Origin of the sequence: Antrihabitans stalactiti (assembly GCF_012932915.1) — a bacterium.
Taxonomy (GTDB): domain Bacteria; phylum Actinomycetota; class Actinomycetes; order Mycobacteriales; family Mycobacteriaceae; genus Antrihabitans; species Antrihabitans stalactiti.
On the sequence record NZ_VCQU01000002.1, the window covers coordinates 251360 to 274863 of the forward strand.

General features: G+C 64.3%; 24 protein-coding genes. 13 read left to right on the plus strand and 11 right to left on the minus strand.

Going from position 1 to position 23504, the window contains the following annotated elements; genetic code table 11:
- Positions 1-4: 4 nt before the first annotated feature.
- The 3 genes from FGL95_RS32870 to FGL95_RS06930 are packed head-to-tail and all read right to left on the minus strand — an operon-like array spanning position 5 to position 2798.
- Entirely contained in the window at positions 5-1192 is a 1188-nt protein-coding gene (locus tag FGL95_RS32870; protein WP_169585485.1) for a diguanylate cyclase, read from the minus strand.
- Positions 1193-1200: 8 nt separating this feature from the next.
- Complete coding sequence (locus FGL95_RS06925; protein WP_338079741.1) at positions 1201-1848, minus strand: nucleoside/nucleotide kinase family protein; 648 nt, start codon at positions 1846-1848, stop codon at positions 1201-1203.
- A complete protein-coding gene (locus tag FGL95_RS06930) occupies positions 1845-2798 on the minus strand; it encodes a GlxA family transcriptional regulator (RefSeq protein ID WP_169585486.1) in 954 nt (317 codons plus the stop codon). Before FGL95_RS06930 ends, FGL95_RS06925 begins: the two co-directional genes overlap by 4 nt.
- Positions 2799-2869: 71 nt before the next feature.
- On the opposite strand from FGL95_RS06930, the gene FGL95_RS06935 reads away from it, so the two are divergent.
- The 3 genes from FGL95_RS06935 to FGL95_RS06945 all read left to right on the plus strand — a co-directional run bounded on the left by FGL95_RS06935 (position 2870) and on the right by FGL95_RS06945 (position 5714).
- A complete protein-coding gene (locus FGL95_RS06935) occupies positions 2870-3652 on the plus strand; it encodes an MBL fold metallo-hydrolase (protein WP_169585487.1) in 783 nt (260 codons plus the stop codon).
- Positions 3653-3664: 12 nt separating this feature from the next.
- A complete protein-coding gene (locus tag FGL95_RS06940) occupies positions 3665-5245 on the plus strand; it encodes an HD domain-containing phosphohydrolase (protein WP_169585488.1) in 1581 nt (526 codons plus the stop codon).
- 61 nt (positions 5246-5306) lie between these two features.
- Entirely contained in the window at positions 5307-5714 is a 408-nt protein-coding gene (locus FGL95_RS06945; protein WP_169585489.1) for an ester cyclase, read from the plus strand.
- Here the strand turns inward: FGL95_RS06945 and FGL95_RS06950 are convergent.
- A complete protein-coding gene (locus tag FGL95_RS06950) occupies positions 5711-6217 on the minus strand; it encodes an Lrp/AsnC family transcriptional regulator (RefSeq protein ID WP_169585490.1) in 507 nt (168 codons plus the stop codon). The genes FGL95_RS06945 and FGL95_RS06950 overlap by 4 nt on opposite strands.
- Before the next feature lie 110 nt (positions 6218-6327).
- Here FGL95_RS06950 and ald point away from each other — a divergent pair, with 110 nt between their 5' ends.
- Together ald and FGL95_RS06960 are read left to right on the plus strand one after the other, a co-directional pair.
- A complete protein-coding gene (gene ald, locus FGL95_RS06955) occupies positions 6328-7419 on the plus strand; it encodes an alanine dehydrogenase (protein ID WP_169585491.1) in 1092 nt (363 codons plus the stop codon).
- Complete coding sequence (locus tag FGL95_RS06960; protein ID WP_169585492.1) at positions 7416-8402, plus strand: cobalamin biosynthesis protein; 987 nt, start codon at positions 7416-7418, stop codon at positions 8400-8402. The genes ald and FGL95_RS06960 overlap by 4 nt, the downstream gene beginning before the upstream one ends.
- Here FGL95_RS06960 and FGL95_RS06965 read toward each other — a convergent pair.
- Positions 8301-9116 (minus strand): SURF1 family cytochrome oxidase biogenesis protein, encoded by an 816-nt coding sequence (locus FGL95_RS06965; protein WP_169585493.1) that lies wholly within the window; start codon positions 9114-9116, stop codon positions 8301-8303. The two genes, FGL95_RS06960 and FGL95_RS06965, sit on opposite strands and share 102 nt — an antisense overlap.
- Before the next feature lie 9 nt (positions 9117-9125).
- Positions 9126-9587, minus strand: a complete 462-nt coding sequence (locus FGL95_RS06970) for a low molecular weight protein-tyrosine-phosphatase (RefSeq protein ID WP_169585494.1) — start codon at positions 9585-9587, stop codon at positions 9126-9128.
- 43 nt (positions 9588-9630) lie between these two features.
- Here FGL95_RS06970 and FGL95_RS06975 point away from each other — a divergent pair, with 43 nt between their 5' ends.
- Together FGL95_RS06975 and FGL95_RS06980 are read left to right on the plus strand one after the other, a co-directional pair.
- Positions 9631-10341 (plus strand): TetR/AcrR family transcriptional regulator, encoded by a 711-nt coding sequence (locus tag FGL95_RS06975; protein WP_169585495.1) that lies wholly within the window; start codon positions 9631-9633, stop codon positions 10339-10341.
- An 8-nt stretch (positions 10342-10349) separates the two neighbouring features.
- Positions 10350-11561 (plus strand): acyl-CoA dehydrogenase family protein, encoded by a 1212-nt coding sequence (locus tag FGL95_RS06980; protein WP_169585496.1) that lies wholly within the window; start codon positions 10350-10352, stop codon positions 11559-11561.
- Positions 11562-11685: 124 nt separating this feature from the next.
- Here the strand turns inward: FGL95_RS06980 and FGL95_RS32735 are convergent, their stop codons facing one another.
- The gene (locus tag FGL95_RS32735; RefSeq protein ID WP_277351750.1) at positions 11686-11814 is read right to left on the minus strand and encodes a hypothetical protein; all 129 of its coding nucleotides are present in this window, start codon (positions 11812-11814) and stop codon (positions 11686-11688) included.
- A 156-nt stretch (positions 11815-11970) separates the two neighbouring features.
- On the minus strand, positions 11971-12564 hold the full coding sequence (locus tag FGL95_RS06985) for a DUF8020 domain-containing protein (protein WP_169585497.1): 594 nt from the start codon (positions 12562-12564) through the stop codon (positions 11971-11973).
- A 348-nt stretch (positions 12565-12912) separates the two neighbouring features.
- Between FGL95_RS06985 and FGL95_RS06990 the strand changes: the two genes are divergently transcribed.
- The 5 genes from FGL95_RS06990 to FGL95_RS07010 all read left to right on the plus strand — a co-directional run bounded on the left by FGL95_RS06990 (position 12913) and on the right by FGL95_RS07010 (position 16819).
- Positions 12913-13158 carry a hypothetical protein gene (locus tag FGL95_RS06990; protein ID WP_169585498.1) on the plus strand — a complete coding sequence of 82 codons (246 nt, stop codon included), beginning with the start codon at positions 12913-12915 and terminating at the stop codon, positions 13156-13158.
- Positions 13128-13538, plus strand: coding sequence for a DUF6153 family protein (locus FGL95_RS06995; RefSeq protein WP_169585499.1), 411 nt, complete (start codon positions 13128-13130; stop codon positions 13536-13538). The genes FGL95_RS06990 and FGL95_RS06995 overlap by 31 nt, the downstream gene beginning before the upstream one ends.
- A gap of 62 nt (positions 13539-13600) precedes the next feature.
- Positions 13601-14227, plus strand: coding sequence for a DUF305 domain-containing protein (locus FGL95_RS07000; RefSeq protein ID WP_169585500.1), 627 nt, complete (start codon positions 13601-13603; stop codon positions 14225-14227).
- Positions 14228-14485: 258 nt separating this feature from the next.
- Positions 14486-16075 carry an HNH endonuclease signature motif containing protein gene (locus FGL95_RS07005; protein WP_169585501.1) on the plus strand — a complete coding sequence of 530 codons (1590 nt, stop codon included), beginning with the start codon at positions 14486-14488 and terminating at the stop codon, positions 16073-16075.
- 51 nt (positions 16076-16126) lie between these two features.
- Positions 16127-16819, plus strand: a complete 693-nt coding sequence (locus FGL95_RS07010; protein WP_338079742.1) for a methyltransferase domain-containing protein — start codon at positions 16127-16129, stop codon at positions 16817-16819.
- Here the strand turns inward: FGL95_RS07010 and FGL95_RS07015 are convergent.
- Positions 16735-17379 carry an HAD-IA family hydrolase gene (locus tag FGL95_RS07015; protein ID WP_169585895.1) on the minus strand — a complete coding sequence of 215 codons (645 nt, stop codon included), beginning with the start codon at positions 17377-17379 and terminating at the stop codon, positions 16735-16737. The two genes, FGL95_RS07010 and FGL95_RS07015, sit on opposite strands and share 85 nt — an antisense overlap.
- A gap of 112 nt (positions 17380-17491) precedes the next feature.
- Here FGL95_RS07015 and gabT point away from each other — a divergent pair, with 112 nt between their 5' ends.
- Positions 17492-18841, plus strand: coding sequence for a 4-aminobutyrate--2-oxoglutarate transaminase (gabT, locus tag FGL95_RS07020; protein WP_169585502.1), 1350 nt, complete (start codon positions 17492-17494; stop codon positions 18839-18841).
- On the opposite strand, the gene FGL95_RS07025 is transcribed toward gabT, so the two are convergent.
- On the minus strand, positions 18782-20593 hold the full coding sequence (locus FGL95_RS07025; protein ID WP_169585503.1) for an NAD-binding protein: 1812 nt from the start codon (positions 20591-20593) through the stop codon (positions 18782-18784). The two genes, gabT and FGL95_RS07025, sit on opposite strands and share 60 nt — an antisense overlap.
- Before the next feature lie 16 nt (positions 20594-20609).
- Positions 20610-23426, minus strand: coding sequence for an aminotransferase class I/II-fold pyridoxal phosphate-dependent enzyme (locus FGL95_RS07030; RefSeq protein ID WP_169585504.1), 2817 nt, complete (start codon positions 23424-23426; stop codon positions 20610-20612).
- Between the last annotated feature and the right edge of the window lie 78 nt (positions 23427-23504).

Below are 23504 nucleotides of genomic sequence, written 5' to 3' on the forward strand. Positions count from 1 at the left end.
ACCGTTAGCCAATAGCGGCGCTTACGTCGACGGATCGACGGTGGCTGGGAAACGGCGCGACTACGTAGCGGTCGCCGCCTGCACGCTTCGCCTGATACATCGCGTCGTCCGCCCGGCGCAACAGATCGTTCAAGGTCGGCCCGGTTCGCAGCACGGCCGCTGCCTCGGATGCGATTCCGACGCTGCCCGTGACCGTCCAGGGCGCTTCCTTGATGCGTACGGAATCCAGGAGGGCTGACGCCATAGCGGCGACCGGAGCGTCCTCGGAAATGACGGTGAAGATCGCGAATTCCTCGCCGCCGATCCGCGCGACCAACGAATCACGAGGGGCGTGCGCGATCACCGATCTCGCGACCGCGGCGAGCACGGCGTCACCGGCTTCGTGCCCGTACGCGTCGTTGACCTGCTTGAAATCGTCGAGATCCAGCAGCGCGACGGTGACGCGGTCGGCGGGAGCGGCGCCCTTGACGAGGGACGGGATGCGTTCCCAGAGGCCGCGCCGGTTGAGCATCGTCGTCAGCTGGTCGTGCACGGCGGCGTGGGCATGCTCGCGGGCCGATTCGATCAGCACATTGCGCAACGACAGTTCCATCGCGGACGTGCCGAACAGCACAGCTCCAGTCGAGAGAGCGAACGACACGACCAGCAAACGTTCTTGCACGCCGTGCGTCGCGGCGATAGCCCAGCCCGTATGCGTCGCAAGTACCAGCGCGACCCATACGAGATGCACCCGCATTGCCGTTCGATCGAGTTCAGCGCAGATGAGCGCGCCGGGAAGAGTGAGGACGACGCAGGTGAACATGGCGTACACCGCGTTCGTCGGATAGAAGCTGGCCACTGCAAGCGAGAAGTCGGCAACGATCGCGATCAGCGCAAAGTTGCGAAACGACGGCCACGGACAGACCAAGATCGCAATGCCGCCTGCCACTGTGCCGACCACGGTGGTGATCGCCAGGCCGACCCACACCGGATTCGTTCGTCCCACCCCGATCGTTCCGGTCACTTCGATGAAGACGAACGTGACGCATGTGAACGCGATGACGAGCCGGGCCCTCCGGTAGATGTGGTCCGGCCAAGAAAAGGGATGCGGCTGCGCAAGCCACTCGCGAAGTGTTCGGCGGACTGCTGCGTATTTCACGCCCGTGCCTTTTGTCGTCGATAGCTCTGCGTTCGCCATTAGCGGTGTTTTCACCTTGCAGGCTACGCGTCAGGCGCAAGTTCGAGGAGAAGGTTTGCGTTCTCTGCTGATCGGTCGACCAACTCGGCATTTCGCTCGTCGACGTCGGCGACCCACACCGCAGCCTCGGACTGTGACTTCCCGTACTCCTCATGGCGCCGGACCAAACGGCGACGCCGGACCTCGGAAGGCAGATCGACGAACCACACCTCGTCGATGGCCGCACGGACGCGTGGCCATCTGCCGATGTCGAGCAGGAGATAGTTGCCCTCGGTGAGGATCAGGGGAGTGGAGCGGAGTATCGGCACGGCGCCTGCGATCGATGCCTCGATGTTGCGGAGAAACGTCGGCGCGTAGACGATTTCGTCGGTCGAGGACCGCAGTCGTTCGAGCAGGGCGGCGTATCCATCGACGTCGAAGGTGTCCGGTGCGCCTTTGCGAGCCCGCCGCCCGAGGCGCTCGAGTTCGGCGTCCGCGAGGTGAAAGGCGTCCATACCGACGACCGCTGCGCGGTCGCCGAGCCTAGTGGCGAGCGCGTCGCAGAGCGTCGATTTGCCGGCTCCGGGTGCCCCGGTGATGCCGAGAATCGTTCGCTTGCCGGGCACGATCAAGGCCTCTGCGCGAGCAGCCAGCGTGCCGATGTCAGCGACCACGCGGACCGGCGGGCTCACACCGCCACGCTTCGGAATGCGGCGCGATGTGCGGCCGGACTGATGTCGAGTACTCGGTTGAAATGGTGCCGCAGCGTAACCGCGCTGCCGAACCCGGACCGCTCGGCAACTAAATCGATGGGTTCGTCACTGGTCTCGAGCAGGAGCCGCGCTCGGTCGATCCGTTGTCGAAGGAGCCACTGTTGTGGGCTCGATGCTGTCCGATCGCGGAACTGTCGAGTGAAGGTGCGGCGCGCCATATGCGCCGTCGCTGCCCAGGTGTCGAGGTCGATGGGCTCACCCAGATTCGTGCGCGCCCACACCATCGCCCGTTCGATCGGGTCGTCGCCGATGTCGTTCGACAGCGGGATCGGAATGTATTGCGCTTGCGATCCCGTGCGGTGCGGTGCCAACACGAGCGCGCGCGCCAGCTCGGTCGCGGCTGCCGTTCCACAGCTGGTCCGGACGATGTGCAGGCAGCAATCGAGCGCAGCAGCGACACCGGCTGAAGTGATGACGTCACCCAGGTCCGACCACAGGATGTCGCTGCGCACGGTCACCTCTGGATAGCGCTCGCCGAGCCCTCGCGCTGCCGACCAATGCGTCGCCACCTCTCGGCCATCGGCGAGGCCGCTGGCGGCGATGACTGTTGCGCCCAGGCAGAGGCCGACGATGCGCGCCCCTGCCGCGTGCGCGGCGATCAGCGCGCCGAGCAATTCGCGGGAGGGCTCCGTGTCGTGGCGCCAGCTCGGGACGACCACCATGTCCGCCCCTTCCGTGGCGTTCAGGCCGTGGTCGACGGATATCGCGTAACCGGCGGGCGTCGACAGCCGACCTGGCTGCTCGGCGAACACGGTGACCTCGAAGTGCGGTGGTGCGCTGGCGATTCCGGCAGCGCCGAACACCAGGGTCGGCACCGACAGGTGGAACGGGCTGATGCCGTCGAACGCGAGAACGGCCACTTTCTGCATGGCCCGATCTTAGCGAATATTTGCCCACGGGCCACTGGTCGACGGTACTTCGTTCGCGGAAAGTTGGGTGCATGACAACAGCGACACAGAATCGGATCAAGGCACTTCTCGTCGGCGGGCCGACGTTGTACTTCGAATACGCCGGGCTTGCTCTAATAACGGACCCGACCTTCGACGAGCCCGGTGACTACCCAGGCGGGGTCACGCTGCACAAACTGACCGGCCCCGCGGTCACGCCGGCAGAACTCGGGCCGGTCGACATCGTGCTGCTCTCTCACGATCAGCATGCCGACAACCTCGATCACTCCGGTCGGGACTTCCTGACCACAGTCGGCACTGTCCTCTCGACACCGGACGCGGCCGCGAGGATCCCTGGCGTCACCGCGTTACCGAACTGGACTACGGTCGCGCACGCGCTGCCGGACGGCGGAAGCGTCGACATCACAGGTGTACCCGCGCTGCACGGACCGCCGGGGTGTGAATCGGTGACCGGCGTGGTCACTGGATTCGTGTTGCGGGCAACCGGTCACCCGACGGTCTACGTATCCGGCGACAACGCCTCGGTGGACATCGTCGGGGCGATCGCGCAGCGGATCGGGCGTATCGACATCGCGGTTCTACATGTTGGGGCGGCCAATCCCGGCAGGTTCGGTGATACGGACGTGACCCTCAACGCCCGGACCGCGCTGCAAGCGGCGGAACTACTCGGCGAGGCGGTGATCGTTCCCGTTCATGCTGAGGGTTGGGCGCATTTCAGCGAAACCCTCGATCGGTTGGAACTGATCTTCGGCTATGGCGGGCAGCGAGAGCGTCTGCAGGTACTGGAGAAGGGCCACGTGAAACCCATCGGGTGAGAAAATGGTCCGGTGACCGAAGCTGATGGTGAGGTTCGGCGGTCCGAGCTGATGGCGGCGGTCTCGCTGGCCGCCGACCTCGGAATGGGTCAACCGCTCGAAAGTGGCCTCGCCAACTGTGTTGTGGCCGCCGCATTGGCAACTCGACTCGGCTTCGAACCGGATCTCGTCCAGCGCACCTACGACCTCGCCTTGCTCGAGCACATCGGGTGCACGGCCGTCTCGGCTGAGATCGCGCACATCATGGGTGACGAACTGGTGATGCGCGGGCATGCTGCGACACTCGATTTCGCCGATCACAAGCAGATGTTTCGTTTCATGCTCGGCCACGTCGGCCGGATCAGCCCTCCGCTAGGGCGTCCGGTCGCACTTGCGCGTGCGATGGCATTGGGCGGCCGGATCGTCGACGGTGCCAACGAAGTCTGCGAGGCTGCGCGAATGCTCGCGGAGCGTTGCGGGTACGAACCGGACTTCCTCGCTGACGTCGAGTGCGTCTACGAGAACTGGGACGGGTCGGGATTTCCTGGTGTCGTTGCGGGTGAGGATATTTCGCTGCCGACCCGGGTTGTGCAAGTCGCGACGTTGGCAGCCTCGGCGCACCGCGAAGGTGGCATCGACCATGCTGTCGACATCGTCGGAGCGCGCAGCGGGCACAGCCTTGCGCCGGAGATAGTGGCAGCGTTTCTTGCCGACGCACAGACATTGCTGCGTCCACTCGAGCAAGTCGCTTCCTTGTGGGACGAAGCAATCGGCTCCGAGCCCCAGGCTGCTGAGACGCCAACCAGCGACGACATCGACCGAACCCTTCGCGCCATCGCCGACCTCGTCGACCTGAAATCGCCGTGGCTCCGCGGTCATTCGAGTGGTGTTGCGGCACTTGCGGCTTCGGCTGCGACGGTATGGGGGCTCGCGTCCGACGAGGTTGTGACTGTGCGACGGGCGGGATGGTTGCACGACGTCGGCCGGATCGGCGTCAGCTCGGCGATCTGGGGCAGGCCTGGACCGCTTCGACCGCACGAATGGGAACAGGTGCGGCTGCATTCCTACTACACCGATCGGGTCCTCGATCGGACGCCGTTTCTTCGCAGGCTCGCGGCGGTCGCCGCCGCCCACCACGAAAGGCTCGACGGCAGCGGCTATTTCCGCGGAGTGCATACCGCGCAGCTCTCGCGGCCCGCGCGGCTTCTCGCCGCGGCGGATGCCTTTCATGCGATGACGGAAGCGCGGCCCTACCGTGAGCCGCTCGCGGCCGAGGTCGCAGCGAAGGAGCTACGCGCGGACGTGTCGGCCGGCAAGCTCGATGGTGGCGCTGTCGACGCCGTGCTTGCCGCTGCTGGGCAGCCGGTCCGTCGGTCGCGGTGCGAGGGTGCGGGCGGGCTCACGCCGCGCGAAACCGAAACGTTGTGCCTGGTCGCCCGAGGTTTGTCGACCAAGCAGATCGCGCGGCAGCTGACGATCTCGCCGAAGACGGTCGACGGCCATATTCAGCGGATATACGCCAAGATCGGTGTTTCGACGCGGGCAGGTGCGACCGTGTTCGCGTTGCAGAACGATCTGCTCGATGCCTCGCAAAACAGGGAGAACTCCCCGTAGTTCGGCCGTCCTCCAGCGCCGATTCTGAATGTGTCACAAGGACACAGCCAAGGAGGACATCATGAACAAGCTCGAAAAGATGGTGCGCACGCACTACGACGGTCTGGAAAGCGGTGACCTCGATCTCTCGCTGTCGGTGTTCGATCCAGCCGTCGAGACGGTCACTCCGAGCGGTGTGATGCAAGGGGTCGATGAGTTCCGCGCCTTCGGCCAGACGTTTCTCGATGCGGTGTCCGGCGGTCGCCACGAGGTCCGCAACACGGTGGAGGTCGACGACACGATCGTCGTTGAAGGCACCTATTCCGGCACCCATACCGGTGACCTCGCCGGGCCAGGCGGGACGATTCCTGCGACCGGCCGCGAGTTCTCCTTTCCTTACTGCGATGTGCTGCAGGCCAGGGACGATCTGTTCGTCGCGCACCGCATCTATTGGGACAACGCCGCGTTCGTGGCCCAGCTGACGGGCTAGTCGCGACCGGGTCGCAGGTGCTCGAAGATCAATGTGGTCTCGGTGCCTGCGACCTCGGGGTCGGCACCGAGGTGTTCGATGACGAAGTCGCGCAAAGCGTGTGCGCCTGCGACGGCGACGTGCAGCAGGTAGTCGTTCGCGCCGGCGATGAAGTAGATGTCGACCACTTCGTCGAGGCGTGCGATGCGCTTCGTGAAGGCCTCGTGCTTGCGGGCGTGGGCCTGCAGCCGGACCGAAATCATGGCCTCCAGGCCCCGACCGAGCGCTTCGGGGGCGATGTCGGCGTGAAATCCACGGATGACGCCACGCTCGCGAAGTGCGCGGACTCGGCCCAACGCGGTCGACGGCGCAATTCCGGCGATCTCGGCCAAGGCATTGTTCGGAATGCGGGCGTCGCGTTGCAAGGCTTCGACGAGTACGCGGTCGACGTCGTCGAGCGAGGCCCGAATTTCATTCGACTGTCTGGGGTCGCGATGGCGCGGCGATGAAGATATGGCGGGCATGTTGTCACTATACAGAATCATATGCGGCGCTATTTCGAATTTCGCTTGCATTGTTCAGACTTGAACCCAGAGGACGTCGTCGGTCGTTCTGTAGGTGAAAAGGAGAAGACATGTTCGTTGGTGTACCCCGTGAGGTCAAGGACCACGAATATCGCGTTGCCCTCACTCCGGCTGGGGCACACGAACTGGTGGCGCGCGGCCATGATGTCGTCGTCGAGACAGATGCTGGAATCGGCTCCGGATTCTCCGATGCGGCTTACCGGGCGGTCGGAGCGCGCACGGTGCCGACGGCCGAAGCGGTCTGGCGCCGCGCGGACCTCCTGCTGAAGGTGAAAGAGCCTATCGCGCAGGAGTATTCACTGCTTCGGCCCGATCAAGTGCTGTTCACCTACCTGCATCTCGCTGCGTCGCAGGCATGCACCGACGCGGTCATGAATTCCGGAACCACTGCGATCGCCTACGAGAATGTGCGCGGTGCGGATGGTTCGCTGCCGCTGCTCGCGCCGATGAGTGAGGTCGCGGGCAAGCTTGCGGTGCAGGCCGGCGCGTATCACTTGATGGCAGCCGGTGGCGGTGCAGGCGTGCTGCTCGGGGGAGTGCCCGGCGTCCGTCCCGCCCACGTTGTCGTGATCGGCGCGGGTGTGTCGGGCACCAACGCTGCTGCCGTCGCGGTCGGCATGGGTGCGCGAGTGACGATCCTGGATCTGAACATTGCCCGGTTGCGCGAGGTCGACGCGCAGTTCGGTGGCCGCGTGACGACGGTGACGTCGAACAAATTCGAACTCGAACGGGCCGTTCTCGATGCCGATATGGTGATCGGCGCAGTGCTTGTGCCAGGTGCGAAGGCGCCGAAACTCGTGTCCAATTCTGTTGTGGCGCGGATGAAGCCGGGCGCCGTGGTTGTCGATGTCGCGATCGATCAGGGCGGTTGCTTCGAGGCGTCGCGTCCGACGACCCACAGCGACCCGACCTATCGCGTCGGGAACGTGGTCTTCTACTGCGTCGCCAACATGCCCGGCGCGGTCCCGCACACGTCGACGTACGCACTGACCAATGCGACCCTGCCGTACGTGATCGCGTTGGCGGACAAGGGTTGGCGCAAGGCGTGTGCCGCCGATCCCGGTCTCGCCCTAGGCCTCGTGACTCAGTCTGATGCGCGCGGCACACGCAAGCGCTCGCGGGACGTAGCCTCTGTTGGATGAACAGAGGAGCCTCGATCGGCCTCGGCCTGCTCGTCGGCTACGCCGCCGACCGCTCTTTCGGTGATCCGCGGCGGTTTCATCCCGTCGCCGGGTTCGGCGCGGCCGCAATCGAACTCGAGCGCCGGACGTATCGCGACGACCGGCTCGCCGGAGTAATCCATACCGCCGTGCTCGTTGGCGCCACGGTATTGGTGGGGCGCGTCGTCGGCAGCGGTGTTGTGCCGACGGCAATCGCGACCTGGACGGTCTTGGGCGGAACGTCGTTGGCGCGCACCGGAAATGCGATGGCCGATCGGCTCGATGCTGCCGACATCGCGGGTGCGCGAGAACTCTTGCCCTCGCTGTGCGGACGCGATCCCGACCTGCTCGACGCCGACGGACTTGCGCGCGCAGCACTGGAATCGGTCGCGGAGAACACTTCCGACGCAACGGTCGCACCCCTCGTCTGGGGCGCGGTCGCCGGGGTGCCGGGGCTGCTCGGCTATCGCGCGATCAACACGCTGGACGCGATGCTCGGCTACCGGAACGAGAAGTACGAGCGGTTCGGCTGGGCCGCGGCCCGGACCGATGATGTCGCCAACATCGTGCCCGCCCGGGTAACCGGTTGGCTGACAGTGCTTCTCGCGCCGGTCGTCGGCGGATCACCGGCTGCCGCATTGCAGGCGTGGCGCGCAGATGCCGGTCGGCACCCGAGCCCGAACGCTGGCGTCGCCGAGGCGTCGATGGCGGGGGCGTTGGGTGTGACGCTCGGGGGTCGCACCGCGTACCGCCATGGCGTCGAGATTCGGCCGACGCTTGGGTCCGGTCCGCGGCCGACCGCCGCCGATCTGCGCCGCGCGGTCCGGCTGTCGACGGCCGTGCAGGGTGCAGCCGTCGTCGTGTCAGCCGCGGCGGCCGTAGCGGTCGGCGAGCTTGTCCTCTTTGGTCACAGGCGCGGGCGCAGGCTCGGGCGACGCCCCGCGATTCTTGCGGCGTTCCAGTAACTCGGCGCGCACGAAGTAGGCGAGTCCGAGCGGGGCCATGACGCCGAACGCGAGCCATTGCAGCCCGTACGAGAGGTACGGTCCGGCGTCGAGTTGGGGGAGCGGAACGGGCGCGAACCCGCCGGCTTGATCGTCGGTCAGCTGAATGTAGCCGCCGAGGAGCGCGGTATTCAGCACCTGTGAAACCTGTTGTGGATCAATCGAGTACACCTGGCGGAAGCCGTCTTCGAAGATCGGCTTCTTGTCCGGATCGGAACCCTCGGATTTGCGGATTCGGCCGTCGAGAGTCACCTGCTGCGTGGGAGCGGCTGCAACGGCGGGCGGTTTGGTGCCTTCCACGGCGTCCAGGAAGCCCCGATCGACCAGGACGGCGCGGCCGTCGTTGAGCGCAAACGGTGTCAGCACCTCGTACGCAGGGGTGCCGTCGTGGGATCGCAGTCGGACGAGCACATCGCTGTTTGCCAGGTAGTGGCCGGTGACCGTCACCAGGCGCCATTCGTCGCCTGTCTCCGGCTTGCCCGGACCGAGCAGCTCCTCTGCGGGAACCGGGTCGGACTTCAGCGAATCCTCGATCAGCTGATTGCGATGTTCGGTGGTCGAATTCTTTCCGAGCTGCCACGGGGCGAGTACGGAAAAGCACAGGTAGGCGAAGACGGCGACGAGCAGAGCCAGGATCACCCAGCCCGGTCGGAACAGAAACGCTAGCCTTCGCACGTTTCCACGTTAGCGGGCCAGCTCGTCGCGCACCCACTGCAGTAGGCCGGGAATGGCCGCCGTGACCTGTTCGTACACCAAATCGTAGTCGGCGGCATCGCCGTAATAGGGGTCGGGAACATCGGGTCCGTCGGCGTCGGGGTCGAAACTTCGCAGCAGTCGGCGGCGATCGCTCGGCACGCCCAACCGCGCGAGCGCGCGTTCGTGTCCGGTGTCGAGGGCGACGACGAGGTCCGCGTCGAGGTGCTCGTCGGCGATGACGGCGGCGCGATGATCTGTCGGGTAGCCGTGCTGGCGCAGCACTTTCGCCGTGCGTGGGTCCGCGGCGTCGCCGACGTGCCAACTGCCGGTGCCCGCACTCGTGACGGTGACTTGGTCGGCCAATCCGGCGCGTTCGATATGGGCCGCGAAGATCTTTTCGGCCATGGGGGAGCGGCAGATGTTGCCGGTGCAGATGAAGGTGACGTGCATGTGTTCCCTTGGACTCGAGGTTGAGCTCGAGTATAAGTAGGGGATGACAACCGACGGCGACTGGGAAAACGATCCGCCACCGTCCATGGCGCAATCGTCATTGTTGCGCGATCCGCCGGTCACCGAGCGTGGCGTGCGGACGAAGGCCGCATTGGTGAAGGCCGCCCGGGTGGTGTTCGAGCGCGACGGCTACCTCGACGCGCGGCTGACCGACATCACGAAGGAAGCCGACTGCTCGACCGGGACCTTCTATACGTATTTCGCGAGCAAGGAAGAGGTGTTTGCGGCGGTCCTCGAGGTCGCGCAGGAGGACATGCTGCACCCGGGGATGGGGCGAGTGGCCGACACCGACGACCCGTACGCCGTCGTCGAAGCCAGCAACCGCGCGTACTTCGAGGCTTACCAACGTAATTCGCGACTGATGGGGTTGCTCGAGCAGGTCTCCAGCATTGACGCGAACTTTCGAGAGGTGCGGCGACGTCGTAGCTCGGCGTTCATAAAGCGGAACGCGCGGTCCATCGCGGACCTGCAAGCCCGCGGTTTGGCCGATGCGCAGCTGGATCCGCTGATGGCGTCGCGGGCGTTGTCGTCGATGATCAGCCGCCTGGCGTTCGGCGCGTTCGTACTGGACGAAGGTATCGACGATGGTGACCGTCCGTCGTTCGACGACCTGCTCTTCACGGCGTCGAGGATCTGGGCGAATGCGCTGCGCTTCCCCGATCGACACTTGAACTTGACGCCAGATTCAAGTTAGAGTGACGCATGGCATTCGAGAACAGCGCACGGAGTCTGCAGTACCAAAAAGACCTGCTCGCCTTCATGGACGAGCACGTCTACCCGGCCGAAGCGGTCTACGAAGAGCAGATGCTCGCGTCCGGCGATCCGCATTTCCACCCGCCGATTCTCGAAGAACTCAAGGCCGAGGCGAAGAAACGCGGGCTGTGGAACCTCTTCAGTCCGCATCCCGAGTGGGGACCAGGGCTCACCAACTTGGAGTACGCGCCGCTGGCCGAAATCATGGGCCGCAGTGCGCATCTCGCGCCCGAGGCATGTAACTGTGCGGCGCCCGACACGGGAAACATGGAAGTGTTCACGCTTTTCGGCACCGATGAACACAAAGAGAAATACTTGAAGCCGTTGTTGGACGGAACAATTCGGTCCGCGTTTGCGATGACGGAACCCGACGTGGCCAGCTCCGACGCGACCAACATTGCCATGACAATGGAACGTGACGGCGACGAATACGTGCTCAACGGTCGTAAGTGGTTCGCGTCCAATGCAATGCACAAGAACTGCAAGGTCCTCATCGTGATGGGCAAGACGGACCCCAACGCGTCGACCTACATGCAGCAGTCGATGTTGGTCGTCCCGATGGATGCGCCAGGCGTGAGGGTCGTGCGGAACCTGCCCGTCTTCGGCTACCACGACCGTGAAGGCCACGCCGAGATCACGTTCGAAAACGTCAGAGTCCCAACGAAAGACGTGTTGGCGGGTGAGGGTGCCGGCTTCATGATCGGTCAGGCGCGGCTCGGTCCGGGGCGTATTCACCACTGCATGCGCACCGTCGGAATGGCGGAGCGCGCACTGGAATTGATGTGTAAGCGCGCCGAGTCCCGCGTCACGTTCGGCAAGCCGCTGAGCACTCGCGGCAACATCCGCGACTGGATCGCGGAGGCGCGCATCGAGATCGAAATGGTTCGGCTGCTGACCCTCAAGGCCGCCTGGATGATGGACACCGTCGGAAACAAAGAGGCCCGGATCGAGATCGCAGCCATCAAGGTCGCCGCACCGCAGATGGCGTTGAAGATCATCGACCGTGCCATTCAGGTCCACGGCGCCGGTGGCGTGACCGACGACTTCCCCCTCGCCACCATGTACGCCCACATGCGCACCCTCCGTCTCGCCGACGGACCCGACGAGGTCCACAAGCTGACCATCGCCCGTCAGGAGCTGAAGAAGTACCGCGAGGGCTGAGAGGTCGTTCTCGCGGGCCCCCGACCTGCTTCGAGATACTCGGCCGGGGACCTGCGGGAATCGATGCTGAATTGCCTATTGCAATAAAACGCGGCCGCGCAAGTCGATTCTTACGCGGCGGATCTCACGCGCCGCTATGGATGTTGAGGTTCAGGATGATGCCCCCGAATGTCAGGATCGTGTTCGCCAAACCCAGCGTGATACCGCTGTTGAGTGCGCCAAGCATCCCGGTCAAAACATCTGTCTGCGGCATGTAATCTTCCCCTTTGTAGACTGTCCGGCGCGACCAGTGCGCGCCGCGTATGAGAATAGAATAGATACGAGAAATTGGCGGTGAATCGCTGAAAGATTCTTCGTCGTCTTGTTCGTCTCGATTAAGAAACCGGGCGGTCGTCAGTTCTAATGTTGATCATGGGCGAAATGTGCTCATGAATTCTCCGAACGCTGGCTGCACCTCCGGATTTCCATTCACTATTCCAGTCACGGCGCCAACCCCCGCGCCGAGAATGGTTCCGATGATGCAACCGGCGCCGAAGTTCGGAAAGATCGACAAGCATCCGATCCCGAATCCGATGCCAGCACCGAGTGCCGTGGAGATCGGACCTGCGTTGTTCCAGCCGATCGCGACCTGCCGCATCAGATTGTCCAGCGCTGCCTGGCGGTCTGTTCCAGCGACGCCTTGTGTTGCGCCTGAAAGCTTCTCCGGTGTGAGCACCAACTGTTTCCCGTTTTGGCCGACGTACGGCGTGATCGGATGGATCTTGCCGTCGTACGCGTACTCCAACGGGAACGTCTCGATCGGTCGACCTGATTCATCGACGAGTTGGGCGATCGACCCGTCCTTCGTAACAACGAAGTTTCCGTAGTCGACCGTCGCACTTACCGAAATATCGTTGGGAAGTTCGACGCTGTATTCGTACACCCGCTCCAAGGGGACATTTACCGGTTCGCCGTACGACACGCCCGTCCCGAACAGGGAGCTGGTGGCCACCAGTGCTGTCAAGGCACATGCTCTCGACCGGTTCATCTAATCACGTGTCCAATTCCTCTTGTTGGTGGCGTCGCTCGATCTGCTGCCGACGATTCCACCAGATGATAGGGGCAGTGCGGCTCGATTCCGCGCCTTTTCTCGACTTATTCGCAAGCAAAGTGTCGGCAACCGAAAGCAATTTTTGGAAAGGTCATGAATCAAAAGCGATTCGCTGTCGTATGTTCGTATCGTGGAGGTCGCCGCAGGGATTCCGTCGGTTTTTTTGACTGAACCGGACTGTTCGACAGCCTTTCGGTCACATTCGAAGTCACGCCGGCGTGGACAAGTTTCTTGTCGGACCCGTCTGATCTAATAGAACGTATGAGCGAACATCGTGCCGAGTGGGTCGGCGTCACCGAGATCGGGTTGGTCGAGGCCCTGCGGGCGCGCCACCGCGCGGTCGCGGTGGCCCAAGGCGCCGAGGTGTTCGCTGGGGGTGGTGGGGGCGCGGGATGGGACGTGCCGGTTCCCTCAGGAGCTGAAGAAGTACTGCGACGCCTGAGTCCGGCCATACCCAACAGGGGTATGATGGCGGCGTGGCCGCAGCGTCGATCCGCCTTGGGTTGATTCGCCTGGTGGGCATCGTTTTACTGCTCACCGGCGTCGTCGCCATGCACGTCGGGGTATTCGCCAACGGTCATGCGCACGAGGCCGATGCGATGCCTTCGCACCACTCGCTTGCGATGGCGGATGTAGGCGCCACCATCTCGGCGAGCGACCCTTGCCTCGACGACGGCTGCGATACCGGGCACGCCATGGTGCATGCGTGCGTATTCGTATTGTCGACGGTCGCGCTGATGGTCGTGCTCACCCTGCTGTGGTGGATCGGTATCGACCGGGTGCGGCGAGTTCTGCCGTCGAAGTTGCTCTTCCGCTCCGGACGTCGGGGGCGGGCCCCACCCTGGACCGTGCTGACTCTTTCCGAATTGTCGATTCTGCGGATCTGACAGGTAGCTGCCTGTCCGCATTCGCCGTAATCACCAATCCACAATTCGCAAGGAGCACAACCATGTTCACCACACGCGCTCGATTCACCTTCGCCGTTGCCGCGATAGGTGCTGCCGCAGTACTTGCCGTCGGCTGCAGCAGCGACGATTCCGATTCGCACATGATGCCCGGCATGAGCTCGATGCCTGGAATGCACGACGGCACGACGGCGCAGTCAGCCACGCGCAGCGATTTCAACGACGCCGACGTGACGTTCTTGCAGGAGATGTATCCGCACCACGCGCAAGCGGTCGAAATGGCCGAATACGTGCCGGCACGGTCGCAAAATCAGGCGGTACTCGACCTCGCCGCGAACATCTCGAAAGCCCAAGCCCCAGAAATGGAGCAAATCGCGGGCCTGCTGCAAAGCTTCGGTAAGTCAGCACCCACAACCGCGATGGGGCACATGCCCAACATGCCGGGCGGGATGTCCCACGACACGATGGATGGCCTGAAAGCGCTGTCCGGCAAAGATTTCGACCGCGCCTGGCTCCAGGCGATGATCGATCACCACGCCGGCGCGATCACCATGTCCAACATCGAGCTCGCCGGCGGTACCAACCCCGACGCCAAGGCGCTGGCGCAGAAGATCATCACCACCCAGCAAGCCGAAATCGACCAGATGCGCACCATGCTGAGCCAGAACTAGCGATCGGTGTAGTTATAGGCACGGCGCGACGGCGGCATCATTGCCGTCGCGCCCGCCGGCCCCGGGTCGCCGAAGGGGCGTGTGCACTTGTTGTTGTAGACGGTCTGGAAGTCGCTTGGGGCCATCAACGAGGATTGCTCGATTCCGCCGCGATCGAGCACGGCCGTTTCGCACGCTCGGTCGTGCGGAATGCGTCAACTCCAATGCTCCCAGCCATGGACCCCATTTTTGTCGGACCCCTTTGATCTAATAGAACGTATGAGCGAACATCGTGCCGAGTGGGTCGGCGTCACCGAGATCGGGTTGGTCGAGGCGTTGCGTGCGCGCCACCGCGCGGTCGCGGTGGCCCAAGCCGCCGAGGTGTTCGCCTTGACCGAGCTGTACCGGCGCCGGTTCGATGAGGACACCGCACGCGGGCTCAACGGGTCGGTCGCCGGGCAGTGGGCCGCGGTGGAAGCGGCGGCAGCGTTGCGGGTGAGCGAGGCGGTGGCGAATGCATGCCTCGATCTGGGGTTGGCGTTGGAATCGTTGCCGCGCACGCGGGCGGCGTTCGCGGTCGGGGATATCGACTTCGCGCGGGCGAAGGTGATCGCCGATCTGCTGGTGAACCTCGATCCGGACCTGGTCGCCGAGCTGGAGAAACGGCTCGCCGGGGTGGCGGGATCGTGCAATCCGGCGAAGCTACGCGAACGTGGTCGGCGGTGGATCGCGGCGGCGGATCCGGACGGGGAGAAGGAACGTCGGAAACGGCGGACCGAGGATCGGGATGTGCGGATCCGGGGGCATCAGGACGGGATGAGTTACCTGGACGGGTTGCTCCCGGCCGCGGGTGCGCAAGCCCTTGCGGCACGGTTGACGGAGCTGGCCAAACAGGTCTGTGCTCATGATCCGCGGACGTTCGCCCAACGGCGGGCGGACGGGTTGGTCGCGTTGGCCGACGGCAGTGAGCATCTGTCGTGTGAGTGCGGTCGTGACGATTGCACCGCGAACACCGACGCGACGGCGGGCCTGGCGCGGCGGGCGTTGATTCAGGTCGGGGTGTCGTTGGAGACGTTGCTCGGGTTGGCTGATCACCCCGGGTTTTTGGCGGGGTATGGGGCGATCGATGCGGATCTGGCGCGGTCGTTGGCGGTGGATGGTCGGTGGGAGTGGATCATGGCCGCGGTCGAGAAAGCGGTCGCCGACAGCGACACCGAAACCGAGACTGCGGCAGTCACAAAGATGAGCAAGGACGATTCCGCCGCTGATGCCGATGATCCCGCTGATGATGCTGAGGCGTTGCGGTATGCGTGGACGGCGAAGGTGTCGGGGTGGGTGGGGGCGCGGGATGGGACGTGCCGGTTTCCGGGGTGTGTGCGGCCGGCGGTGGAGGCGGATACCGATCATGTCGAGCGGTATGACCATGACGATCCACGTCGAGGCGGCCGCACCGTGAAAGAGAACGCCGCGAAGTTGTGTCGGCGGCATCATCGGTGCAAGACGGCGGGGGAGAACGGGCTCAACGGGTGGCGGGTGCGTCAGTGTGGGGGTGGTCGGTTGGTGTGGACGACGCCGACGGGGGAACAGGTTTTCACCGAGCCGGAGGGCGCGAAGTTCCTGTGGCCGCAGCCACCCCCAGTGGCACCGAAACCACGACCACAGCCACCGCACGTCTATGTGCCGCGCCCGGGTGATGGGATTGTGTGTTCGAGTTCGTCGATGTTGGAGCAGTTGCGGTTCGGACGGTCCAAGGCCGAGCAGCAACTGGTGTTCCTGCTGGAGGTGCGTGGGGTGAAACCGGCACGCCGACAACCTAAGTCGAGGATCGTCTACACCACCGACGACCCCGAAGAACCCTGCCCGTTCTAAACGGTTCGGTAACCTTCGGCACATGACATTCGTAGGGGGATCCGCGATCGCGTGCTCGCGACTTTCGCGGCACAACTGGCGCTGCCCACTGGCCGAATGGGCCAGGTGGTCGGCCGCGTACTGAATCGCGCGAATGGACCGCTCGTCGCCGCGACAGTCGACGCGGTCGCGGCGGAGGAGGGCCATATCTGCGCTGACATCGGGTTCGGGGGTGGCGTCGGGCTCGATCTGCTTCTGCGCCGAGTCGGAGCATCCGGCCGGGTGCATGGCATCGAGATCGCGCCCACGATGCTCGCCGACGCGCGACGCAGATTCGCCAAGGACCTCGACCTCGGGCGCCTCGTGTTGCACGACGCGGCAATGGATCAGCTACCCCTCGCCGACGGCTCGCTCGACAGGTTGATCACGACGAACACGGTGTACTTCATCGAGGACCTAGCGCCCGCGTTCGCCGAACTCGCGCGAGTACTCCGACCGTCGGGGCGGGCAGCAATCGGACTAGGAGATCCGAGTGCGATGGGCAAGATGCCCTTCACCAAACACGGGTTCCGATTGCGCTCGGTCGCGGAGGTGACCGCTCAGCTCGAGAGTGCGGGACTTCATGTCACCGAGGACCGTCGAGTCGGCAACAGCATCAACGCTTTTCATATCCTGGTTTGTCAGCGCTCCGACACCAGCTCGGCCAGCCGCGCGACCGATTCCGCGATCCAGACCGCGCCATCCGATTCGCCGGCCAAACCGTAGCCCCAGCCGGCGAAAATGGTTGGGATGCCCCAGTGCGCGGCGCCGCGGACGTCATGGCTGCGGTCGCCGACCATCACGACGTCTGGGGTTGCGTCGACAACCGGCGCAACATCCATCGAGCCAAGGGTGTGCGCTACAACATCGACCTTGGCACGGCGTTTGCCGTCGTCGCTGGCTCCTCCGATGAACTCGAAGTACTTGCTCAACTCGAAATGATCCAGGATGCGGACCGCCAGGCGCTGTGCCTTGGACGTGGCGACGCCGAGTCGGATGCCGCGCTCGAACAAATCGAGCAGCACTGGCTCGATTCCCTCGTACACCGCGTTCTGCGCCCAGCCGCCACCATCGTCGTACAGGTCGAAATACGCGCGCCAGGCCGCTTGGGCGCGATCTTCGTCGAGCCCCAAGCGCCGAAACGTCTCGAGCATCGGTGGTCCGACAACGTCGGCGACTACCTCGGGCGGAGGTTCAGGCGCGCCGACGGCAGCGAGTGCGTGGCGGAACCCGGCGATGATCCCGGAAGCCGAATCCGTCAGTGTGCCATCGAGATCGAAGAGCATGACCGGGGCGGGAAGCGGCGACTCGGGCAATTGGTTCACGCGGCCATTATTGCCTGCAGTTGGTTCGAGGAATTTCCAGCGACCGCCGTGTGAGACGCGCAAGGATGGTCACATGACCGACCTCGTGTATCGGCTCGCGCAGGAACGACACCTTGCTACGGCACTACCGGGGCCGAATTCGGAGAAACTCACCGCCCGAAGGCGAGCCGCGGTCGCAGCCGGCGTCGGGTCGGCGGTGCCCGTGTACGTCGCCGATGCGGACGGCGGAGTGATCGTCGACGTCGACGGCAACTCGCTTATCGACCTCGGGTCCGGCATCGCCGTCACCAGCGTCGGCGCATCGAATGCTGCCGTCGCGGCGGCGGTCGGTGAGCAGGCGGAGCACTTCATCCATACCTGTTTCATGATCACGCCGTACGAGGGTTACGTCCGTGTCGCGGAAGAACTTGCCGCACTGACGCCCGGTGATCACGAGAAACGCTCGGCGTTGTTCAACTCCGGTTCGGAGGCGGTCGAGAACGCGGTGAAAGTCGCTCGCCTTGCCACGGGGCGAAACGCGGTCGTCGCCTTCGACCACGCCTACCACGGCCGGACCAACCTCACCATGGCGTTGACCGCGAAGTCGATGCCCTACAAGACCAACATGGGACCGTTCGCGCCCGAGATCTACCGGATGCCGATGTCGTACCCCTACCGCGATGCGGGCGTGACGGGTGAGCAGGCCGCCCAGCGTGCGATCACCCGGATCGAGGCGCAGATCGGCGCAGCCAGCACCGCAGCACTCATCATCGAACCGATCCAAGGTGAGGGCGGATTCATCGTTCCCGCACCGGGTTTCCTCCCGACGTTGGTCGAGTGGGCGAAGGCGAACGGCGTGGTGTTCATCGCCGACGAAGTGCAGTCGGGCTTCGCGAGGACCGGTGCGTGGTTCGCATCCGAGCACGAAGGGATAGTTCCCGACATCGTCACGATGGCCAAAGGCATCGCAGGCGGAATGCCGCTCGCGGCGATCACCGGTCGTGCCGAGTTGCTCGACGCGGTGCACCCTGGCGGGCTCGGCGGCACCTACGGTGGCAATCCGGTCGCATGTGCGGCGGCATTGGCGGCGATCGACTTCATGCGCGAACAGGATCTCCCCGCCCGCGCGCGACGCATCGAAACAGCCATCAGGGCACGGCTCGAGCCGCTGGCAAAAGAGGTGAACACGATCGGCGACGTACGCGGCCGCGGAGCCATGATAGCGCTCGAACTGGTCAAGGCGGGGACCGACGAGCCTGACGCAGCTGCTGCGAAAGCAATTGCAGCACAGGCATTGTCGGAGGGAGTGGTCATCTTGACGTGCGGCACGTACGGCAACATCATCCGGCTGCTGCCGCCGTTGGTGATCGGCGACGACCTGCTGTCAGAGGGACTCGGCGTGCTCGAAGCCGCTGTCCGCACCGGCGCGGGGAGCGCGACCTAGCCGCAGGACGGCCATGATTTCCGCATACGGACCGATCAGGTAGGCAACGTCGCCCGGGTGCAGGCGACTCTCGCGGCGCGGATTGTGTTCGGTTTCGCCTGTCGCGGCGTGGGCGATTGCGACCACCCTCGTTGCGGCCGACAGATCGAGCAGGCGGGTGCCCGCCAGCACACTGCCCGCCTGGACCGACACCGCTCCGACCATGAACGACTGCTGCCAGACCGAGAACGTTGCCATGACGTCGAGTCCTTCTGCGGCGCCTATGAACCACGGCGCCGACAATTCGACCGTCGACCGGACGTTCTTGAAACCGAACCGCTGCGCGACGACCTGACCGAGGGGCAGGTCGAACACCCGCAGGACGACGGGAACGCCAGGTATACCTGCACGCTCGGTCCAGCGTTCGCCGAGCATGGTGCGGACGACGAGGCCGACCTCGATGTTGACCATTTCGTTGGACGTCAGGACTGCGACGGCGGATGCTCGCGTGACGCCGGCCGCGGCGAGGTCCTCACGAAGCGTCGCGTTGCCGAAAACGACTGGTACGTCCAACTCTTCGGCGGCGGCAAGGTGGCGGTGGTCGGTATTGGATTCGATCACGACGACCTCCTTACCCCGTGAAATCAGATCGGCAGCGACCCGGATACCGAAGACGCCCAGGCCCACGATGAGGACGTGGTCCTTCATCGTCCGAGCACGACGCCGACCGGCTGTGTGCGCGATGCGTCTGCTGACAAGGAGGTCGGACAGAAAAGCCACCAGCACAGCGGTATTCGCGATACCGCACACCATGAGAAAGATCGCGAAGATGCGCAGAAACGACGGCTGATCGATGAAGTTGAAATCGCCGTAGCCGACGGTGGCAATGGTCTCGACCGTGAAATACCACGCGTCGACGTAACTCATTCCCGGCTGGTTGTAGGTGTACCGCAGGATGAGAGTGGACGCGGCCATCAACGTGAGCATCGCGGCCATCGCGCGAAAGAAATTGGGGTCGACGTCCTGCCACAGGTCGACGACCGCAATCCGGAATCGCGCGAACGGGTTTCGGCGTCTCGGCGGACGGATGTGCAGATGCGCAAAGGCATGGTGCTCGGGTGCCAAGCCATGTTGGTGCAGTTCGTCGGCGGTCCCGATCAGCGCCGCCCAATCGCCCTTGGCCATTTCGGTGTCGCGGGGCGGGCAGGCGACCACGTCGCCCGCATACGGATTCTCGACGCCGCGGGTGATCGCGATCGGACCCAGGTCACCGAATGCCTGCCGCAGTGTCGTGTCGGATTCGAGCTGCGCAGTAGTGACGAAACACTCGCGGCCCGCGATCGAGATGCGGTGCGTCGTCTTCCGAAGACAGGCATCGACGACCGACGGGGCGGCGAGGTCGGCGACGTTCAGCACGGCACCCGGACTGTTGTCGGCAGCGACCGCCCCGCGCACGACCTCGTTCGCCAGCCTGACTACGACCCGAACGTCCGCGCGGGCGCTGCGAGCGAACAACGCCAACTCGAGATTGACGACGTCCTCGGCGTGCGCGCACACCACCGCGTCGGCGGTCGCGATGCCTGCGTCCAGCAACGCGTTGGGGATGCTCGCACCGATCTGTCGATACGGGATACCCCAACCCTCGACGACGGCGGCCAATCGCGGATCGGGTTTGGTATCGAGCACGATCATGGGTTCGCCGAAACCGTGGAGCTCTTCGACGATCCTCAAACCGAGCGGATCGAGGCCGCACACGATGGTGTGCCCGGCCATGACCGGTCCGATTGGATCACTCAGCGGACGCACCTGCCGGTTTCGGTCGGCGCTTCGTGGTCGGCTTCTCGACATCGCCGTTGGAGCCGATCGTGACGGCAAGCGGAGTGGTCACCGGCGTCGCCATCTCGATCGCCTTGCCCGTGTAGCACCGGTAGCCCAGATGTGGCTGGAAGCCGTGGATCTCGGGGGTATCGAGGAAGCGCACGAAGTTCAGGATCTGCTTGCTGAACAGCTGACCCGGTACCAGCACTGGGAATCCGGGGGGATAGGGCGTCACGAAGGTCGCCGATACCACCGACTCGCCGGCGTCCAACTTCGCCTCGACCTCGTCGGGCGTGAGGTATTCGCAGAACGAGTCGTTGTACGCGAGATAGAACGCCTTCCGAACATCACCCTCGTCGCTGACGTCGCCGTCTCGGAAGCTCGGGTGGAACCCGCTGAAATCGGGCATGTACCGCGATTCCTCGGTCTGGCGGAGCACCCGACGGTCGTGGATCGCCCGCTCTGTCTGGCTCATGTCGGTGATGTTGTCGTCGAGCTCGCGTGCGATCTTGACCAGCACCTCCACCAGGTACGCGACGGAACTGCGGGTGGTGCCGATGTTCGTCATGAACAAGACCGTGTTGCGCGAGGTCTTGTTGATCTGGACGCCGTAGCGGTCCATGAGCTGTTCCCGCTTGAAGGTGTCGCCGTCGTAGCCGGTCGGTCCGATGTAGAGCGTGATGCGCGATGGATCGAGGACGAACTCGTCGTGGCGCCACGCCGCTTCCATGTTGTGCAACCCGGACCGTAGCGGCTGGGCGATTCCGGACGGTCGGAAGTCCTCGGGAATCAACTCCGCGGTACTCAGGCAGTGCATGTACTTGCTCAGCAGCGGATGGTTGTCGATCGCATCGCGCAGCTGCATCGCGTTCTCGATCTGCTTCTGCACCAGCTCGACGCCCTCCAGCGCAACCTGCCGACGGCCGAGATCGAGCGAAGCGACGATCTGGTAGTTCGGCGACGTCGACATGTGGGCCATGTAGGCCTCGTGGAATGCCTCGGCAACCTTCTGCTCGAAATCCTGGTCGTAGACATGGATCATCGAGCCCTGGCGCAGCGACGTGAGCGTCTTGTGCGTCGACTGCGTGGAGTAGACCCGAACCCGCGCCTGGGCCGGATCGGGCATCAGCCGCTGATCGAGCAGATCTTCGTCGCTCGCGTCAGGCTTCTTCGCTTGTTCGGCGAGGTAGGAGTTATAGCGCTCGCGGTACGCGGGGTCCTTGATCCGTTCGCGCAACGCCTTCGCCGCCGCCATGCCGGTCCGGGTGCGATACACCGGGTGGAAGCGCGCAAACGCGAACCATGCCTCGTCCCACAGGAATACGAGATCCGGCTTGATCGCGAGGCATTCTTCCATCACGCGCTCGACGTCGTAGACGACGCCGTCGAAGGTGCAGTTCGTCAACATGATCATGCGGACGCGATCGAGCTTGCCCGCGGATTTCAGTGCGAGCAGCTTGCCCTTGATCTCGCGCAGCGGAACCGCACCATACATCGAGTACTTGGTGAGCGGATAAGCCTCCAAGTACTGGACGTGCGCGCCTGCGAGCATCGTTCCGTAATGGTGGGACTGGTGGCAATTGCGGTCGACGAGCACGATGTCGCCGGGAGCGATCAACGCCATCCCGACGATCTTGTTCGCCGTCGACGTGCCGTTGGTGACGAAGAACGTGTGTCGCGAGCCGTAGGCCTTCGCAGCCAAGTCCTGAGCGTCACGCAGCGGCCCGGTGGGTTCGAGCAGCGAGTCCAGCCCACCGCACGTGGCGGACGTCTCTGCCATGAAGACGTCGAGGCCGTAGAACCCGACCATGTCCTTGATCCAGTGCGAGTTCACGATCGACTTGCCCTGCGAGATCGGCAATGCGTGGAACACCCCGGTCGGGCGGTGGCTGTACTTCTTGAGTGCGTCGAAGAACGGTGTGCGGTACCGCTCGGCGACCCCGTGCAGGATGCTCAGGTGCAGTTCGAGCACGCCCTCACGGGCGTGGAACACCCGACGGAAATCGTGGCCGACGCGGCCAGCCACGTCTTCCACCTCGATCTCCGTCATCAGGTAGAGGTCGAGCTCGGGGCGGATATTGCTGATCTGTGCCGCCAGAATCTGCGCGCGCTCTTCCGGCGAATGGTCGGCGAGTTCGTCGGATACCCGCGAATCGACGAAGTCGCCGAGGCTGGTCAGATCCTTGGCCGACTTGTGCGCGAAGCGTCGACGGACGACGCACGCCTGAATGTTGACGTTGAGCCGAGTCGCGATCACCGCTTCGTCGCCGCTACCGACGACCACCAGTTCGTAGACGAATTCGTCGTCGGGGCGACGCCAGCTCCGAACCTCTTTGCGAAGTGCGCGTTCCTGCTGCTCGGTCATCGTTTCGACGACGAGGACTTCGAAGTACGGCCGTTCGGTGCGGTCCGACGTCGTTTCGTCGTAGTGCACGTCGATCGACTGCTCATGGTCGTTGGTGCCGGTGATGTGGCTTTCGCCGGAGCGATACGACTCGGTGACCAGTGCGCGGTTGATCTTGGCAACGGTCCGCGAGAACTTGTCGTAATTGCCCGACGTGAACTGGCGCTGCATCTGAGCGAAATATTGAGTGCCAGGGAAAGCCCAGTAATGCTCGTAAGGTTGCAGACCACGGACGAGCGCTCTGACCGAATCCGCGAGTGCCTCGGTCGGCCGGCCTTGGGTCGCTGCGCGCGAAAGCCGTTCCGCCGCTTCTTCGAGACGGCACCACGCGTCAGCGCGGAATTGCCAAACACTGTTGTATGCGCGGGAATTCGAGTCTGTCATCGGAGCCTCCAGCATTAGTCCTTCGAGACAAGCCTTGCACAGGGAACCGTGCGGTACGTCGTGTTCGGAGAACATTCA